16 protein-coding genes are annotated in these 18,117 nt (G+C 50.2%); 14 read left to right on the forward strand and 2 right to left on the reverse strand.

From position 1 onward, the window contains the following. The first annotated feature begins 31 nt into the window (after positions 1-31). The 3 genes from pdxA (at position 32) to ACYU87_RS07335 (ending at position 3,505) form a co-directional block, all read left to right on the forward strand. Positions 32-1,885, forward strand: a complete 1,854-nt coding sequence (gene pdxA / locus ACYU87_RS07325; protein ID WP_461133371.1) for a 4-hydroxythreonine-4-phosphate dehydrogenase PdxA — start codon at positions 32-34, stop codon at positions 1,883-1,885. 94 nt (positions 1,886-1,979) lie between these two features. Next, positions 1,980-2,867, forward strand: a complete 888-nt coding sequence (locus ACYU87_RS07330; protein WP_461133372.1) for a YicC/YloC family endoribonuclease — start codon at positions 1,980-1,982, stop codon at positions 2,865-2,867. Then, on the forward strand, positions 2,867-3,505 hold the full coding sequence (locus tag ACYU87_RS07335) for a DNA-3-methyladenine glycosylase (protein WP_461133373.1): 639 nt from the start codon (positions 2,867-2,869) through the stop codon (positions 3,503-3,505). Before ACYU87_RS07330 ends, ACYU87_RS07335 begins: the two co-directional genes overlap by 1 nt. On the opposite strand, the gene ACYU87_RS07340 is transcribed toward ACYU87_RS07335, so the two are convergent. Both ACYU87_RS07340 and ACYU87_RS07345 read right to left on the reverse strand, forming a co-directional pair. Then, positions 3,506-4,069 (reverse strand): pentapeptide repeat-containing protein, encoded by a 564-nt coding sequence (locus ACYU87_RS07340; protein WP_461133374.1) that lies wholly within the window; start codon positions 4,067-4,069, stop codon positions 3,506-3,508. It lies immediately after the preceding gene. Positions 4,070-4,177: 108 nt separating this feature from the next. Further along, positions 4,178-5,050, reverse strand: a complete 873-nt coding sequence (locus ACYU87_RS07345; protein ID WP_461133375.1) for a hypothetical protein — start codon at positions 5,048-5,050, stop codon at positions 4,178-4,180. 333 nt (positions 5,051-5,383) lie between these two features. On the opposite strand from ACYU87_RS07345, the gene ACYU87_RS07350 reads away from it, so the two are divergent. The 11 genes from ACYU87_RS07350 to ACYU87_RS07400 all read left to right on the forward strand — a co-directional run bounded on the left by ACYU87_RS07350 (position 5,384) and on the right by ACYU87_RS07400 (position 18,110). Then, positions 5,384-5,758 carry a LytR/AlgR family response regulator transcription factor gene (locus ACYU87_RS07350; protein WP_461133376.1) on the forward strand — a complete coding sequence of 125 codons (375 nt, stop codon included), beginning with the start codon at positions 5,384-5,386 and terminating at the stop codon, positions 5,756-5,758. Positions 5,759-6,459: 701 nt separating this feature from the next. After that, entirely contained in the window at positions 6,460-7,356 is an 897-nt protein-coding gene (locus ACYU87_RS07355) for a glycosyltransferase (RefSeq protein ID WP_461133377.1), read from the forward strand. A gap of 75 nt (positions 7,357-7,431) precedes the next feature. Further along, positions 7,432-8,898, forward strand: coding sequence for a right-handed parallel beta-helix repeat-containing protein (locus tag ACYU87_RS07360; RefSeq protein WP_461133378.1), 1,467 nt, complete (start codon positions 7,432-7,434; stop codon positions 8,896-8,898). Positions 8,899-9,681: 783 nt separating this feature from the next. After that, positions 9,682-10,485: a polysaccharide biosynthesis/export family protein gene (locus ACYU87_RS07365; protein ID WP_461133379.1), complete on the forward strand. Its 804-nt coding sequence runs from the start codon at positions 9,682-9,684 to the stop codon at positions 10,483-10,485. A 41-nt stretch (positions 10,486-10,526) separates the two neighbouring features. Further along, positions 10,527-12,824, forward strand: coding sequence for a GumC family protein (locus ACYU87_RS07370; RefSeq protein ID WP_461133380.1), 2,298 nt, complete (start codon positions 10,527-10,529; stop codon positions 12,822-12,824). A gap of 81 nt (positions 12,825-12,905) precedes the next feature. Continuing rightward, on the forward strand, positions 12,906-13,583 hold the full coding sequence (locus ACYU87_RS07375; RefSeq protein ID WP_461133381.1) for a sugar transferase: 678 nt from the start codon (positions 12,906-12,908) through the stop codon (positions 13,581-13,583). A gap of 36 nt (positions 13,584-13,619) precedes the next feature. After that, positions 13,620-14,402 carry a WecB/TagA/CpsF family glycosyltransferase gene (locus ACYU87_RS07380; protein ID WP_461133382.1) on the forward strand — a complete coding sequence of 261 codons (783 nt, stop codon included), beginning with the start codon at positions 13,620-13,622 and terminating at the stop codon, positions 14,400-14,402. Further along, positions 14,399-15,382 carry an NAD-dependent epimerase/dehydratase family protein gene (locus ACYU87_RS07385; RefSeq protein ID WP_461133383.1) on the forward strand — a complete coding sequence of 328 codons (984 nt, stop codon included), beginning with the start codon at positions 14,399-14,401 and terminating at the stop codon, positions 15,380-15,382. Before ACYU87_RS07380 ends, ACYU87_RS07385 begins: the two co-directional genes overlap by 4 nt. After that, positions 15,382-15,726: a cupin domain-containing protein gene (locus ACYU87_RS07390; RefSeq protein WP_461133384.1), complete on the forward strand. Its 345-nt coding sequence runs from the start codon at positions 15,382-15,384 to the stop codon at positions 15,724-15,726. Before ACYU87_RS07385 ends, ACYU87_RS07390 begins: the two co-directional genes overlap by 1 nt. A 23-nt stretch (positions 15,727-15,749) precedes the next feature. Then, on the forward strand, positions 15,750-17,198 hold the full coding sequence (locus tag ACYU87_RS07395; protein WP_461133385.1) for a flippase: 1,449 nt from the start codon (positions 15,750-15,752) through the stop codon (positions 17,196-17,198). A gap of 3 nt (positions 17,199-17,201) precedes the next feature. Beyond that, on the forward strand, positions 17,202-18,110 hold the full coding sequence (locus tag ACYU87_RS07400) for a glycosyltransferase family 2 protein (RefSeq protein WP_461133386.1): 909 nt from the start codon (positions 17,202-17,204) through the stop codon (positions 18,108-18,110). The last annotated feature ends 7 nt before the right edge of the window (positions 18,111-18,117 follow it).

The following is an 18,117-nucleotide window of genomic DNA, read 5'->3' on the forward strand; positions in this document are numbered from 1 at the left end:
TATTAACTCTTGGCGAAACTACAAAAAGTGCATGGAACAACGCCAATCCGAAGAATCGACCTCACCCCGTACGAACGTGTCTGACGAACCTGCTCCAGATAACCGGCCAGTTGCTGACCAAGCGAGTGAGACTAGCCCGGCAAGTCCGCAGCAGGCAGTTACTCCACTAGACAACCGACAGGAAACCCCTCAACGCGAACCACGAACTAGTGAGCAGCGCAGTGGTGAACCACGAAATAAAGAGCAACGAACCAACGAACCGCGGTCTGGCGAGCAACGGAACGGAGGCCAGCGACAGGAACGGAACCGCGATGGCGGACCACGCGATGGCGGACCACGTAACAGTGAGCAGCGCGACGGTGGACAGCGTGAACCACGAAACAGCGAACAACGGGATGGTGGCCAGCGAACAAATGAACCGCGCGACAGCGATTCACGGAACGGTGCCCAAAATCAGCGGGACAATCGCCATGGCGAACCACGCAATGGCGAACCACGAAATGGCGAACCACGAACTAGTGAGCAACGCAACGGCGAGCAGCGTAACCAGAACAACCGCCAAAATCGCGATGCTCAATCAGCTGATTCGGGGGCAGCATCGGCTGATAGCCCGGCACCAACTGACCGGACAGACCGGGGGCAACGGCAAAACAATCAGCGGCCTAAACAGCAGCGCGAGGGTCAGCCAAACACGAGCCCTCGATCTGCCGAGAACCGGCAACGCGATGAGTCTTCGTCCAATCGGAACCGGTCGGCAGCTGATAATCGGAGCGGCCAGCGCGATACAGACCCAACAAACGCTGAACCCCTTGAGAATACGGACCAACCAGGGCAGTTGACCGACAATGCAGGGCGCGATGATCGGTTAGTGATTGGTATCTCGCTCGGCGACTTCAATGGCATTGGTCCGGAAGTGATTTTGAAGGCCTTGCAATACAATCGTTTACAGAAGATCTGCACACCGGTCATTTATGGATCCATGCGGATACTGAACCGGTACCGCAACCTGTTGAACCTGAAAGACTGGAACCTGAATGGTGCCCAGACGATAGGCCAGATCAGCCATAAACTCACGAACGTAATAACCTGTTGGCCCGATCAAAATCAGGAGATTCAGCCCGGTCAGGTGACACCCGAAGCTGGGCAAGCGGCCCTGGCCTGTCTGCAGCGTGCCGTCGATGATCTGAAGGCGGGTAAACTGGATGCACTGGTAACAGCCCCCATCAACAAAAATAATATTCAGTCAGAGGAGTTTAAGTTTCCGGGGCATACCGAATACCTGGCCGAAGAGTTTGGTGTCACTGACAACCTGATGTTTCTGGTAAGCCAGACCCTGCGCGTAGGCGTCGTGACGGGACACGTACCCTTGGGCCGCGTACGGCAAAACGTTACCCGTGAACGGATTAACCAGAAGCTAACCCTGATGATGCAGTCGCTGAAGCAGGATTTTGGCATCGAAAAACCCAAGATTGCCGTATTGGGCTTAAACCCCCACGCGGGCGAAGAAGGACTACTGGGTACGGAAGAAAATGAGATCATCAAACCTCTCATTACCGAGTGGCGCAACAAAGGCCAGTTGGTATTCGGTCCCTACCCCGCTGATGGTTTTTTCGGTACACGGGCTTACTCAAAATTCGACGCGGTACTGGCCATGTACCACGATCAGGGCCTGATTCCTTTCAAAGCCATTGCCTTCGAGGAAGGCGTCAATTTTACGGCCGGAATGCCCGCCGTTCGTACATCGCCCGACCATGGTACCGCCTATGACATTGCAGGAAAAGATCTGGCCGATGAAACCTCTATGTTACAAGCTATTTATACTGCCATTGACGTTGCCCGGAATCGAAAAGAGTTTTTGGAACTGCAAGCCGGGGCATTGAAATAAGCGATTGCGATTGAGGTGGTGCCAATGGCTGACAGCCCCCCAACGGTACAACCTCAATCGCTACCAGTCAACTACATTATAACCATAGCAACGAATGTTAAAATCAATGACCGGCTTCGGCAACGCAACGGTGGAGGCTGGTGGCCTGTCTGTAACAGCGGAAGTTAAAACGCTGAATTCCAAGTTTCTGGACATTTATTGCCGGATGCCCCGCCAGTTTTCCGACAAGGAGATTGAGCTTCGTGCTTTACTGACGCAGCAGCTGGAGCGGGGTAAAGTTGAGCTTTCGCTTAACCTGGCGCGCACCAACGCCGTTCGGCCCGGCGTTACCATTAACCGACCATTGGTGCTGGCTTATGTTTCTGACCTTAAGGAAACCGCCAACACCATGCTGATGAGCATTCCAGACAGCGATGTTCTGCAACTGGCTCTGCAACAACCCAACGCCTACCTCACGGAGTCGAATGATACAACAGCCGACTCATCAGACTGGGAGGCTGTCCTGGCCGCCGTGCAGGAAGCAATCCGTCGATGCGACGGTTTTCGCAAGCAGGACGGGGCCATTCTGGAAAGCAAGTTTCAGGAGTACATTCAGATCATTACCGATCGGCTGGCCGATGTTGAAGAACACGACGTTCGGCGAATTCCGGCGGTGCGCGACCGGATGCGAAACTCGGTACGGGAGTTACTGGACAGTGAATCGTTCGATCAGAACCGCTTTGAGCAGGAACTGGTCTATTACGTAGAGAAATTCGACATTTCAGAAGAGAAAGTGCGGTTAAAAAATCACTTGAGTTACTTTCTGGAAGTGCTGGCAACGGAAGAAGCCAATGGCAAAAAACTTAACTTCATCTCGCAGGAAATCGGCCGTGAAATCAACACCATCGGGTCTAAAGCCAATGACTCTACCATTCAGCGCTTTGTGGTGCAAATGAAAGACGAGCTGGAGAAAATCAAGGAGCAGACCATGAATGTAATCTAATGCCCAAACTTCCAATTGATTTTTACCAAAACCACGATACGATGACTATGGCCCAGCTTTTGCTGGGCTGTGAACTGGTCCATGAATCGACGGAGGAAGGTACCACCGCGGGAATTATCGTTGAAACGGAGGCTTACATAACGGGTGATCCGGCCTGCCATGCTTACCGCCGGCAGACGACCCGCAATGCGGCCATGTTTGGTCCGGCGGGAACGCTCTATGTGTATCAGATCTACAATCATTACAACTGCATCAATATTGTAGCGGGGCCGGAAGGTGTGGGTGAAGCGGTCCTGATTCGCGCGCTCCAGCCAACCGAAGGCATTGAGTTGATGGGTACCCGGCGCAACGAAGCGTTTAAAACGGGGTTTGCCCGTTACCGCAACAACACCATTGACCACACAACGGCCGATGGCGAACGTAACCTCGCCAATGGGCCAGGCAAACTTACCATCGCGCTGGGTATCAGCCGAAGCGAGCATAACTTTTCGTCGCTAACTACCGGAGCGATCTCGATTCGTGGTCCTGTTCTGCATGACTTCGATATGGTGACGACCACCCGTATTGGCCTGACGTATGGTGCCGACCTACCCTATCGCTTTTACGTGAAAGGCAACCGGTATATCAGCAAAAAGTAGTTAACCCAAAACGATATCGTATTTGGTCAGCAAACCCGGCAGGCTGTGAAGCGAAAACTTGGTCTTCTTCAACTTGTTTCCGTCGGGGTCCAGCGTGAGGTTGTATGAAGTCGAGAAATCGACTTGTGTCAACGTATTTCCGGCAAACAGGGTAAGTTCAAGATTGCAGTTTTTGAACAGGGCGCCACCCAGGTCACACTGCATGAAGCGGGCTTCCTTCAGCGAACAATCCACAAACCGGGTCTTTTTAAGATTACGGTTCAGGAAACTGGTGTAGTCCAGCTGGCACTCCTGAAAATCGACGCGGAAGCCAAAACTACTACAGTGCCCGAAATGGAGCGAATTCAGGATGCAGTTACTGAATACAACATCATCGAGTTTGGTCCCTTCCAGCACAGCCATTCCCAGGTTGCACTGGTCGAACCGGCAGTTCGTGAAACTGGCGTTGGCCAATACGGCTTTCGATAAATCGAGATTTTTGAACGTGCACTGTTCAAACTCATGACGGGACCACTGATCCACAATCTCCGAATTTGGGTCAAAAAGCTGCTGGTGAAAATCCATGTATACTCGTTTACAAATCCTTCCTGCACTGGCGACGCTTACGGGCCGAAACGGCACCGTATCAGGTAAGGTACAAAGTTAGCCGTTTGTGCACCTGCCAGCTTATTCCTAAAGCGGTTTATTAAGTGCTTTCTCCAGTTCACTTTCCTCGTTTGTCAGGGCAGGCTTTGTCCGGGTGCGCCCCTCCGACCGATCGGTCGTTCTTTTGACGGTGCCCCGACGACGCCCAGTCGCACGAGTGGTTGCAGGTTGCTCTTCCGACGTACCAGTTGCCTGCTCTGTACCAGACTTATCAGCCGGAAGCGGCTGCCGCAACTGCGTCAACGAGTCGATCACCTGAGTTAAATGTTCCTGCGCTTTTTCCGGACGCCGTTTCACTTTGGATTTCTTTTTCGGTGACGTTGAAGGAATTACTGATTGGTCCGGCAGGGGTGTTGGCGAAACTTTGGTCAGCGTTGGCTTTGGTATTTCGTCCTGACACAAACCAGGAAAGAGCTGGCACTTGTGTGTATACCCAACATACCCCAACCCACTTATACCGGCTAGTATCGCTATGACCAGCCAACCCTTCGATTGGCTGGCCGATTTAGGGGATTCCAGTCTGGGCTGGTTCATATTCGCACTGGCTCCGATTCGGGCGGGCAACCACCCTTTCCGTCTTCCTTCCAGAGAAACCGTTTTGCTTTCGTAAGGGGTCTGGACTGTCAATTGCCCCGTATGCAGGCCTCGCTTATCGGCGGCAAAGCGAACGTGTACATGAAATTTTTGGGCCGGTGAAATCACCGTTAATGTAGGCCCATAGTAGGGCCGGCTATCGCTGGCCAGCTGAAAATACGCGGAGTCGTCATCCATCGTAAACGTAACGGGTGTATCGACAAGTTGCTGCGTAATCGTCAGTAGCAAATAGGCCGGCTTGTCGCTTGCTGTCTGGATAAAGGAGAGCGTCGAGTGACTGATCGTAAGCCCGGATTTTTGTATCATTTTATGGGGTGCCTCAATGGATAAAACCGTCATTTCTGCCGCCAAACGCTAAATCATCCGTACACTACTATCATACCTGAATTGATATGAGTGCTGTGCAGCTATGTCTTTTCAGACCTTTACGTCGATCTAAGTCGGCTGGCGTCGACGCTCTTTTGCTGGGCGCCGAATAGTAAATTAGTTAATAAGGGGCTAAATAAAGTGACTCAAATTGAGTAAAATTCCATCTTGAAATCAGATGAGTGGGGGGCTGCGGTCCGGGTGACTGCTGCGGTTTATTTAAAAACCGAATGTAGGGCCAGCACGTATGTAAACCAACTCAACAAACACTTTATGAAAACTATTCAATTGGTCGGGCACTCACCTGCGGTTTCAGTTCAATCAATTATGTGGCTGGAAGGAGACGCCAATTATACCCGAGTTCATTTTCAGGATGGTTCCGTTAAATTGATTACCCAGTCTCTTCATTGGTTTGAGAAAAATCTAGACTTTATTCGGGTTCACCGCTCGGCAATTATAAACCCCGTTTACGTTCAGGAATTCAGTCAGAAAAAAGGCCGGTCTGGCTGGATACAATTAGCCGACACGACCCGTATACCTGTTTCACGAGATCGGCTTGAGTATACGGCTTTCCGGCTTTCGCGAACAAGTGATCCTCAATCATCCTCCGAGGATTACAAACAAAATGGCATCAACCCCAACAATTAGCAGTTGTTTCGGCGATCGATGTTGTTTTGTTTTACGGGCGTTTAACGAAAAAACATTTATTTGACTTTCATAATGATGGCTTCTTATGGCTACACGAATTTACCCACTCAATTCAGAAAAGATACCGTTTATCTGGACAAATATGAGTTAATTTCTAAGTTGGTATAACTTTGAAAAGTCCTATTTTTAATCGAATCAATTTCACATATATGTTACCTTATTTAAGTAATAGTAAATAAAATATTTACCTTATAAATAAATATTATCTGTTCTCAGTTTTTTTATTTAATTTCTACATCGCCTATCTATCCTTTTGCTCTTTGTTTAAGAAAACTCACTCTTTAGTTTTATAGTAGATACGTACACAAGCGACCTGATAAAGTGTGTCGTTTCCTGACTATCGCTCCTAATACTGGGCAAGCTACCAGTTCCTAACTCAAGTAACTTCTAATCGTTGATATCAACACTCCGTAACGAGAATGATGTCAATGAACCTAATACCTAACCATCAGCGGATTGCCTTTGAAAGTATCCCGAACGGCAATTACCTGGGCCGATATAAGTCCATACACTTGTACACTGTCCGGCTTTTCTGTTCGCAGAGATACCGACGTACGAACAAGCCTTAATTCAATCAGCACTATAAGCCAGTACTGGCCTTATCATATAACTAAAATCTATATACTCAATCGTTTCATTTTATGACTGCACCGGTAATTCTTTTTGCCTACAAGCGCCCCAATGAATTGAAGGCAACCATTCAGGCTCTCGAAGCCAACTACTTAGCTTTGGAAAGTGACCTGTATATCTTTGCCGACGCACCCAAACGCCCTGCCGATGCGCCCAAAGTAGCCGAGGTTCGTCAGCTATTGGATGCCATCTCGGGCTTCAAAAGCATTCATCGGGACTATGCAGAAACCAACATCGGGTGTGCCGATTCGGTCATAAGAGGTATCTCGCAGGTGCTGGCCAAACACCCTACCGCTATTATTGTCGAAGATGATCTGGTGACGTCGCCCAACTTTCTGGATTTCATGAACCAGGGCCTGGAGCAGTACGCACCAAACAAGCGGGTCTACTCGGTAGCGGGCTATACTTTTCCGTTCCAGAAACCAGCAAATCACGGGTCAGATGCTTACTTTATTCCTCGTCATAGCCCCTGGGGTTGGGCTACCTGGTCTGACCGCTGGCAGTCAATCGACTGGGATATGGCCGATTACCCGGCTTTTATTCAGGACAAGGCTGAGCAGCGTTCCTTTATGCAGGGCGGCTCCGACCTGCTGAATATGCTCCGCGATCAGATGGAAGGGCGGGCCGATGCCTGGGATATTCGTTTTTGCTTCAATCGATTCAAGAACAACGGCTTAACGGTTTATCCAACCGTCTCGAAAGTCGAAAACATCGGTTTTGGTGAAGAAGCTACGCACACCAATATTTACAACCGCTACAAAACTCAGCTGGACGACGGCACACAACGCGTGTTTAACCTGCCGAGAATTGTTCAGACGACGGAGTACTACCACAAAGAAACGCTTCGTCGGTACAGCGTTCCGATTCGGATTTTCAACCGATTGAAAACGCTTGCTGGCATGCGTTAAGCCCATTTCACCCGCCCCGTTACGAATAGTCGGGGCGTTTTTTTTATCGTATTTACTTCTTGATCACTCATCGTAATGACATACTCAGGTTTTTTTAAATCCATGATGCTGGTAGCCTCATTTACCGTGCTGGCCTATTGCAAGCCACGTGATCCGGCACCGGATGTATTCGTTGAACGGGAAGATGCCCTGACCATTGCCCAGCTCAGAGCCTTTACAGACAGCTCGGTGCCTACGCGCATCCGAATCACCGACGCCGGGCGGGAAGGCGTATTCAAGCTTGACCAGGCCGACCGAACCACGGACGATAACCTGGGCATAACCCTGGTCACGGTAAAAGGCTACCGCTACAAACGGGAGTTTACGGGGTCGGCAAACGGGTATTGGTTTGGCATCTCAGAATCCGATGATGACATAGGCCCTGAACTGATAACGGCCATCAGAGTAACGAACGATATCACCATCCCGGATGGCACGTATACGCAACTGACGCCGGCTAACCTGAGAAGTAATCTGACGCTGCGGGCGAATCCGGGGAAAGCCATTATTCGCCTGCCTAAATCACACGTCTCGTTGGGCGCTCTTGTGAGTGCAACAGACCTCAATGCCGCGATCAATAATGTTATGATTGACGGATTGACCTGGATCGTATCGTCGTCGGAGCCGGGTAACTACGGCACCATCGCTATCGACGGCCCTTCTGTGGCAGACCTCACCATTCAGAACTGTACTGGCGATGACGCAGCTGCCAAGGATAGTACGAACTGGCTCACGCTGAAAATTCAGGCTGGCCGCACGGCCTCGAACATTATTGTCCGTAATAACAACGTACAGGCCAAGCGCATGGGCTGCGAAATTTTCAACCACGACAACTACAATATATACGCCGGGAAAAACATTGTTGTGAGTGGCAATACATTCTATAACTGCCACTTCGGCATCTCGTTATCCGGGCCGCTTGACCAGCTAACAGTCGACAATAATTACATAAAAAACTGTAGTCTGTTCGGTATCGAGATAGCGGGGGCCGCTCAGAACGTGAGCATTACCAACAACAAATTTGAGGGCGTATTTGATAAATTTCTCGAAGGCTCCAACGATGGGGGCGGCAATGGCTCTATCGTCGGGGGGATGATTATTAGTGGCAACTCAACGGTTGGCCTGTGTACGGGTGGCATGCAACTGTACAACGGAGGCACCGTTAAGTTCACCAAAAACGTGTTCAGAATGACGGGAACCATTGAACTGTTTACGTCGACGGCGGGCGGTACGTTCACGGACAATGTGATCGAGAGCTCGGCCACCAAAGCGATTATTTGCGACAATTCGCCCAACAATACATTTTCCAATAATACCATTTCAAACAAAACGAACGCGGTCAATCAGGCCACATTTTTGGCGTATGGCAGTAAAGCCACCAACAATGTGCTGAGGGGGAATAAACTGATTCAAGGGGTTGGTGGCAAGCCCTACGACGCTGTACTGGGGGCGAGCTGCCAGGCATCTATGAACTACGATGAAGCCGGTAATCTGATCCCTTAATCGTGGTTGTAGGATCGCTGCTATCGGCGTAATCTACCCGATTTTCTTGGTCAGAAATCACTATATACTTATTTACTGCCAACCGCCCGTCAGCCTCAATGCCGCCGGGCGGTTGATCTTTACCAGCCGTCAGCGCACCGAATTTCGGCCAAAATGGACCCTAATGGTGTATCTACATCAAACAGGTCTTAGGTCTGCAAAAAGCGGCTAACACCTTTTCTGATAATAATACAAAAACGTATCCCTAAAGCGCTAAATAAATTTTTGGCTAATTCCCTACGATGATATAACTATTCCGATAAACGGGCCAAATCGTTAGTTAATTTCTTAACAGGTATTACCTTTAATGTTTATACAATAAATATTATTAATACCACACTACTATTACTTTTGGCCTATATATGCCCACTATGTTGTTACTAATAATTACAAAACAATAACAAAATAGACTTTTTTGTTTATAAGGCATTATACAGCATAAATTCCCCAATCCTTTGTCTTCAGAAATCAACATTATACTTTCGAGTTATAATAGTGCAAAGACTAAACGTGATGTTGGTGTCTTTTGCACTCCACCGTGCTCCCATCTTCTTTGTACTCCACCGGTACGCATTTAATGCTCTTCTGAACGAGAGCTGTAGATCAATAACAAGCTGAACGTCAATCAGATTGATTTACCGAAAGTATAGTATGACAGCAGGACATACGAACACGCACCAATTACCAAGTTAGTTTCAGTCCATTTGTTACCCCAGTAGTAGGATTACCAAGCCATACGCAAGAATGAGTAAAAAGAACACAATTCCACACATAGCCCATTGGATAAGCATATTAGCCATCGTTCTTTCAATCGTATCGCTGGAAGGATGCACATCAGCCAAGAAACTGGCTTACTTTCAAGATATCACTAGTAAGGGAGACACCGTAAGCATAGCCGAACCGTTTATACCCACCATTCGGAAAGGAGACGTTTTATCCGTTCAGGTGAGCAGCCTCAACGCGGAAGCATCGGCTTATTTCAACCCTGTTTCCATGGCCGATGCGACCGTAGCCGCTGCGACCGCCAATCCGCTGGCCCGCACGGTTGGTTACGCCGTGGCTGACGACGGAACGATTAAACTACCGCTTATTGGCCAGTTGAGTGTAGTGGGCCTAACGAATACCAAGGCAAGTGAACTCATCACGACCAAGCTTAAAAGTTATCTGAAAGAACCAACCGTTAATGTCAGAAATATGAACTTCCGGATTTCGGTACTTGGCGAAGTATCCCGTCCGTCGCTGTTCACCATTCCAAACGAGCAGATAACCCTGCCGGAGGCTTTGGGACTGGCTGGTGATCTGACTATCTACGGTCGTCGTGACAATGTCCTGGTTATCCGGGAGGAAGGAACGAAACGCGTTTTCGCCCGTCTGGACCTGACTAAGCGGGATGCTTTTCGCTCACCTTACTACTCCCTTCATCCAAACGATGTGATCTACATTGAGCCTGGCAAAGCCCGCGCCACCAGTGTTGACCGAGCTTACCAGCTCACCCCCGTCATCACCGGCATTCTGTCGTTGATCGCCATCATTGCTACCCGACGTTAACCCAAACCAACTCATACTCCTCAACGTACTATTTTTTTATTATGGCTTCACGATCATCTCAATCCTATGTACCTTACCAGGTTGTCGATTCCGGCAGTTCGGTGCTCAGGACGCATATAATGCCCTACCTTCGCTATTGGCCCTGGTTTGTCTTATCGCTGGGTCTGGCGTTTGCTGGCGCTTATGTGTACTTACTGTACAAACAGCCCATCTACAAGATTCAGGCCAGCCTTTTGCTTCAGGATGAGAAAAGAGGCAGCAGCCAGGAAGCCCCGCTGAAAGAGCTGGAGGTGTACTCACCGAAGAAGATGGTCGAGAATGAACTGGAAGTTCTGCATTCGTCTACTCTGATGGACCGGGTCGTTACAAACCTTCACCTGGACAGCCAGTATTTCCGGAAAACTAAGTACGGCAAACGGGAAATTTACGCTGACTCACCGGTTTGGCTGCTTGTTGAAGAAGCGGACCCAAGTTTGTACAAGACTCCTCTGGCGCTATCGTTCGTGAATGCGGAAACGGTACGCATCAATGACAAGACGTATCCGCTCAACCAGCGCCTAAAGACGCCCTACGGCCGGCTTCGGGTTCTGACCCGGAAAGACGTTAGCAGCAAGAATGAACCCATAACCGTTCAGGTAATGCCACAGGCAGCTGCCGTTGGTATGTATCTGGATAAGCTGAAAACCGAACCAACCAGTAAAACCTCGACGGTTATTCACCTGACCCTCGAAGATGCCGTTCCCGAAAAGGGAGAAGCCGTCCTGAACAGCCTGATCAACGAATACAATCTGGCCGCCATTGCCGATAAAAACAAGGTAGCATCCAGCACCCTCAAATTCGTTGAAAACCGGCTGAATATGGTATCGGGTGAGTTGTCTTCGGTTGAGCGAAATGTAGAGCAGTACAAGTCGACGATGGGTATTACCGACCTGGGAGCTCAGGCGCAGTCGTTTCTGCAAACAACGCAACAGAATGATGCCCAGCTCAATCAGGTAAACATCCAGCTGGCGGTGCTCAATGATCTGGAAAACTTCATCAGCACGCAGTCGGACAAACGCGGCAGCACACCCGCCACGGTAGGCATCAGCGATCCGGTTCTGCTGGGTCAGATCGATAAACTCTCACAGCTCGAACTGCAACGCGACGAAATCCGGCAGACCAGCGGAGACGAGAACCCACGGCTGCAATCGCTGGACAACCAGATCAAGAACACAAAGCACAACATTGACCAGAACATTCGGAGCATGAAGTCCATGCTGACCAGTTCGAAAGAACAGTATGTGGCGAAAAACGAGAAGCTGGAAAATGTGATCAAAACCGTTCCCAAACAGGAACGTGCGCTGATGGACATTACCCGCCAGCAAACGATCAAGAACAACCTGTATACATACCTGCTTCAGAAGCGTGAAGAAATGGCCGTGACGTTTGCCGCTGCCATTGCCGACAGTCGGACTATCGACGCAGCCAAAAGCAGCCTGGGTCCAGTAAAACCAGTGGGTATTGTTATCTACGCACTCTTCGGGCTGGTGGGCCTGTTGCTGCCAACAGCCGCCATTGCCGGCAAGGGCGCCCTGAACACCAAAGTGTCCCGCCGGGGTGATGTTGAAGACGTGACGCAGGTGCCTATTCTGGGTGAGATCATGAGCAAACGTCAGCGCGATGTGCTGATCGTTGGGCCAAACAACCGCACCGTTATTGCGGAACAGATTCGGACTATCCGGACCAACCTGTACATTGGCAAAGGCGACGAGGACGAAAGCCAGGTGCTGTTGTTTACCTCCAGCATCAGTGGCGAGGGCAAGTCGTTTATTTCCATGAACCTGGGAGCGAGTATGGCACTGCTCAAACAGCCAACCGTTATTCTGGAGATGGACATGCGTTTGCCACGCCTGCACCAGTTGTTCGACATTGACAATTCTGTCGGTATCAGCACCTACCTGAACGGCGAAGCAACGGTAGCCGACATTCTGAAACCCGTTCCGGGCTATCCGAACTACTTTATCATTCCAAGCGGTCCTCTCCCCCCTGATCCGTCAGAGTTGTTGAGTGGTCCCAGGTTAAAACAGCTGATTGGCGAGTTGCGGGAGAAGTTCCGGTATGTAATCATCGACGCGCCCCCAATTGGTATCGTCACCGACGCGCAGGCGATTGCTCCTTATTCCGACGCTACCCTGTTTGTGGTTCGGCATGGGGTAACGCCCAAAGACAGCCTGAAAATTCTGGACATGCTCCACCGCGAACAGCGCTTCCAGAACATGCGTATCATACTCAACGCCGTAGGAAGTGGTGATGGTTACCATTTCAACAACGGTTACAAGAACAGTTACTCGTACCGGTAAGACCATAGACGCCATGAAGGCGGTTTTACCCAGGATGATACACAAACAATACTTCATCCATACCTGTAAACAGGCACGATCATGCAGGCTTCTACCAACGGAAAAACATTTCATTTATATCTAAGCTACGATGATGAGGCCAGGCCTTATACAACGAAGCGCGTACTAAGGGTTATCAAAAAACGGGGATTTGACCTGTTGATTGCCACTTTGGTCATAGCCTCCATTCTCATTTGGCTGATACCTATCGTTGCCCTATTGATCAAATTGACTTCGCCGGGGCCCGCCATTTTTGTGCAGTCCCGCACGGGGCGGAACGGTCGGGTATTTCCCTGCCTGAAATTCCGGACCATGACTTACGACCGGAACGCGGAATTTCATCAGGCCTCCCGGCACGACATGCGGGTTACGCGCATCGGACGGTTTCTGCGGAAAACGAATCTGGACGAAATGCCCCAGTTTCTGAACGTACTGGCGGGCCACATGAGCATTGTCGGGCCACGGCCTCACCCGATTCCGCTCGATGCCCAGCACTGGCATACGCTACCCGGTTATAAGGAGCGTTACGCCGTTCGGCCAGGCATTACCGGACTCGCCCAGTCCAGGGGTGCCCGTGGCGAAACCGCCGAAGTGTACAAGATGAAAATCAGAGTGCGCTACGACCATCTGTACATCCGTCGCCAGTCGACCCGGCTGGATGCTAAAATTTGCTGGTGGACCGTACAGGCCGCCATCAAAGGCAATAAAAACGCCTGGTAAATCCTATCTTTTTTTACGCGTAAATAGTCCATCACCATGACAAAAGTCCTACAAGTGCAGCTCTATGATGCCGGTCTGCCCTCGGCGGTTCAGGACATCGTTGAGCAGTGCCAGCCTACGGCTACCCGGCAGAACAAGTGCATCAGCGCCACCGGGGCCCACGGTCTGGTAACGGCGTTCAAAGAGCCTGAATTTAAGTCGGTACTCGATTCTTTTTACTGGAATCTGCCCGATGGCATGCCGGGAGTTTGGGTTGGCAAACTCAAAGGAGCCAAACAAATGACCCGCTGCTACGGCCCCGATTTTTTCAAATATGTGTTTGAAAGCAGCGCTGACAAGTCAATCAAGCATTTTCTGTGTGGCGGTCAGGAAGGTGTTGCCGAAGAACTGAAACAGGCCGTTGGCAAAAAGTTCGGCAACTACCAGGTGGCCGGTACCTTTTGCCCCCCTTTCCGGGACATGTCGGATCAGGAATTTCAGGCATTGGGCGAACAGATCAATCAGTCGGGTGCCAACATCGTCTGGATCGGTCTAAGTACCCCCAAGCAGGAACGCTTCGCCCGTCGATTGGCCCAGTGGGTCGATGTCAACTTCATCGTTACGGTTGGGGCGGCTTTCGACTTCCACACGGATCGGGTAAAGCAGGCCCCCAGCTGGATGCAGCGCCTATCGCTGGAGTGGCTTTTCCGGCTTATGTCGGAGCCCAAACGACTCTATAAGAGGTATTTAGAAATAGTTCCTCTTTTTATCATCCTTAATGTAAAAGAATTTTTCTCACCCGTTAAACAATCAACCGCTTCGGCGAATCAACAAGTATGAAAAAAGCTCTCGTCTGTGGTGCTGGTGGCTTCATTGGTGGTCACCTTGTAAATCGACTCAAATCTGAAGGATACTGGGTTCGTGGTGTCGATGTAAAAGAAAACGAATACGGCAACACCAACGCCGATGAGTTCGTTATCGGCGATTTAAGAAATCCGGAAGTAGCCGACGAGGTAATCACGTCAGATCTGGACGAAATTTACCAGTTGGCAGCGGATATGGGCGGTGCAGGTTTTGTCTTTACGGGAACAAACGATGCCGCTATCATGCACAACTCGGTACTTTGTAACCTGAACGTTCTTGAGGCAGCCAAAAACAAAGGCGTGAAACGGATTTTCTATTCGTCGTCGGCCTGTATGTATCCTGAGCACAACCAAATGGATCCCAACAACCCGAAATGTTCGGAAGAGTCGGCTTATCCGGCTAATCCAGACAGCGAATACGGTTGGGAAAAACTCTTCTCGGAGCGGCTGTTCCTGGCCTACCAGAAGAACCACGGTATCGAAGCGCGCATTGCTCGTTTTCACAACATCTTCGGACCAATGGGTACCTGGGATGGTGGTCGCGAAAAAGCACCCGCTGCCGTTTGCCGCAAAGTGGCTATGGCCGAAGACGGTGGCTCGATCGAGATTTGGGGGGATGGCAAACAAACCCGCTCGTTCCTGATCGTTGACGAGTGCGTTGAAGGCATCCGCCGGTTAATGGCGTCTGATTTTTCGGGTCCGGTAAATATCGGTTCGGAAGAGATGATCTCGCTTAATGATTTCGCCAAAATGGTAATCGATATTTCGGGCAAAAATTTGTCGATCAACAACATTCCTGGTCCGTTGGGCGTGCGTGGTCGTAACTCCGACAACCACCTGATCACCGAAAAACTGGGCTGGGCTCCATCGACCCCCCTGCGGAAAGGTGTTGAGAAAACCTTCGACTGGATTTCGGAACAGATCCAGAAAAAAGAACTCGAACCAGTAGAAGCCTAATGGAACGGATTACAGCCTCCCTTATGCACCTTGAGCGCGAGCTTACCGCTCATGCCCAGGGTGCAAAGCAGGTTTTCCTCCGGAACAGCGATACACCGACGAATGTAACCCAGGTAGCGTATGGCACCTTTACAAAGTCGGATTACTGCGACCTGCACGCGCACGCAACCATGGAAGAGTGCTTTTTTTTCCTGAAAGGACAGGGCGTTTATACAGTTGCTGATCAGCAGATTCCGTTAGAACACGGTGTTTTTGTCAGAATCCCGGCGGGTGTACTCCACCGCCTGGAAGCGACCAGCGAGGAACCCCTGGAATACGTTTATTTTGGAATAGCTACGAATTGAGTTCTTTAGCCGACAAAAAGAGTATGGTAAGTAAGCAGGCTGCAACGGCTGACATGAACGCAATGGACTCGCTGGCCGTGGACACGGCCGTGGCCGCTGAAACCGTCCCTAATCCGGTGGATACAGAGGCCGATGGCAAGAAGCCAAAGGCACTGTCGAAGTCTGTTATGAAACGGTTTGCGATCAATGTCGCATCGCTGTTCAGCGTTCATGCGGCCAACATGCTGTTGCCTCTGCTGACGGTACCTTACGTCGTACGAATTATTGGGCCGGAGCGCCTGGGATTACTTAACTTCTCGCAGGCCTACGTTGCTTATTTTACCCTGTTGATCAATTATGGTTTCGATACGGCGGCTGTGCGATCTATTGCTGCCGACCGGACCAACAAGGCATTGATCAACCGTATTTTTAGTGAAGTAATCGTCGGAAAGGCGTTACTGTGGGTACTTTCTACCCTGATTTTCAGTGTCGTTTCGTTCTCGGTGCCCGAGTTCAGAGAGCACCTGGTTCTGCACATCTGTACGTATTTGAGTTGTGTCGGGGTGGTATTGTTTCCGGTATGGCTATACCAGGCCATGGAAGATCTGGGCCGGGTGGCCGTATTCAACCTGGTTGTAAAGATTCTGTTTACGCTGACCGTGTTTGTGATCATCAAACAACCCAACGATTATGTGTATCAGAATTTGTCGCTGAGTCTGGCGCAGGTACTGATCAGTGTTGTTGCCTTCCGGACAGCTATCCGCCGGTTCGACCTTACGCTTAGCTGGCCTGCCTTCAGCGCCCTGGTCGAGCGGTTTCGCGATAACCGGATTCTGTTTTTTACGTCGGTGGTGGCAACGATCTACGCCGGATCAAACATCTTTTTGCTTGGCCTGTTTTCCACTCCTTTCAGCGTTGGTATTTTTTCGGCGGGTACCCGCATTGTCGGTATCGTGCAGGCCTTCGTTTCATTAGCCTTGAATCAGGCCTTTTTTCCCATTGTTGCCAGTGCGTTTGGGCAGGGTCGCGAGAAGGGATTGCGGGTGGTACAAACCGTTTTCTTCCCGGTTACGCTGCTTATGCTGCTGCTGTCGGCCGCTATTTGGCTGATTGCCCCCTACTTTATCCAGTTGTTCTACGGCGACAAGTTTCAGGAGGCCATCCTAGTTCTCCGGATCGTTGCCTTGCTGCCCATTACGCTGGGACTCAACAATTTGCTGGGTGTTCACACCATGCTCAGCCTGAAAATGGACAAACCATTCTTCAGAATAACGGCGGCTGGTTCTGTCATTAGTCTCAGCCTGAATGCCTTGCTTATACAACGCTATAGTCATGTGGGTGTGGCCTGTTCATGGGTCATTACCGAAGCATTCGTAACGCTTGGATTCTACTTCTATCTACGCTATAAAGGAGTTCAGATTATCCAACTAAAGTACATACAGGAAGCTGTTTCGTTCACCAAAAACCGAATGGCAACGCTGTTTAAACGCTAAAGAATGCAAACAGTAGCCGCCGTTGTAGTAACCTACAACCGACTCAACGACTTAAAATTGTGCCTTGACAGCCTGCGTAACCAAACTCGCCCGCTCGACGCCATCATTGTGATCAACAATGGCAGCACCGACGGAACTAACGAGTGGCTGGCTGAACAAACCGGACTAAGCGTAACGACGCAGTCCAACCTGGGCGGTGCTGGTGGTTTTGCCACGGGCATTGAAACCGCCTACCAGACCGGCTTCGACTGGCTATGGTGCATGGATGATGATTGCCTGGCCGCGCCTGATGCCCTTGAGGTACTGCTGAACTCGCCCAACATTGGTCCCTGTATTAAAAACTGCATGTCAGTTAGTAATCAGGACAGCAACGAACTGGCTTTTTTCGTAGAGCGGCCGAATCAGACTTATCGGAAAGTTACCGATATGACCTCTTTTGATATGATTTATGGCGTGGCGTCACTTTTCAACGGCACGCTCATCAGTTCAGATGTGATCAAAGCCATTGGCATTCCCGATCAGAAATTATTTATCTGGGGTGATGAAGTTGAATACATGACCCGGGCTCAGAAAATGGGCTTTCCGGTCGTAACGGTGCCGAACTCCGTGTTCTATCATCCACCAGCCGTAGACCGGGGCGGTATTCCCTGGCCTGGTGCCTGGAAACAGTACTACGCCGTTCGGAATCAGCGTCGGGTTTTTCAAAACATCCACGGCAATAAATACGGCATGTTCGTGTATATCTCCTGGTCGATGCGGGTAACGATGGATCAGATTAAGGCGAAACACGGAAACCGGATTTACAATTTTCTGCTCTTCTGCGAAGCGGCCACAGATAGCATGCTGAACAATTTCAAGAAGCGCCCGAATACTATCCATACCGTGCGCCTGTACCAGTACCTTAACAAATAGCTGTCCT

The sequence above is a fragment of the Spirosoma lituiforme genome (assembly GCF_054776635.1).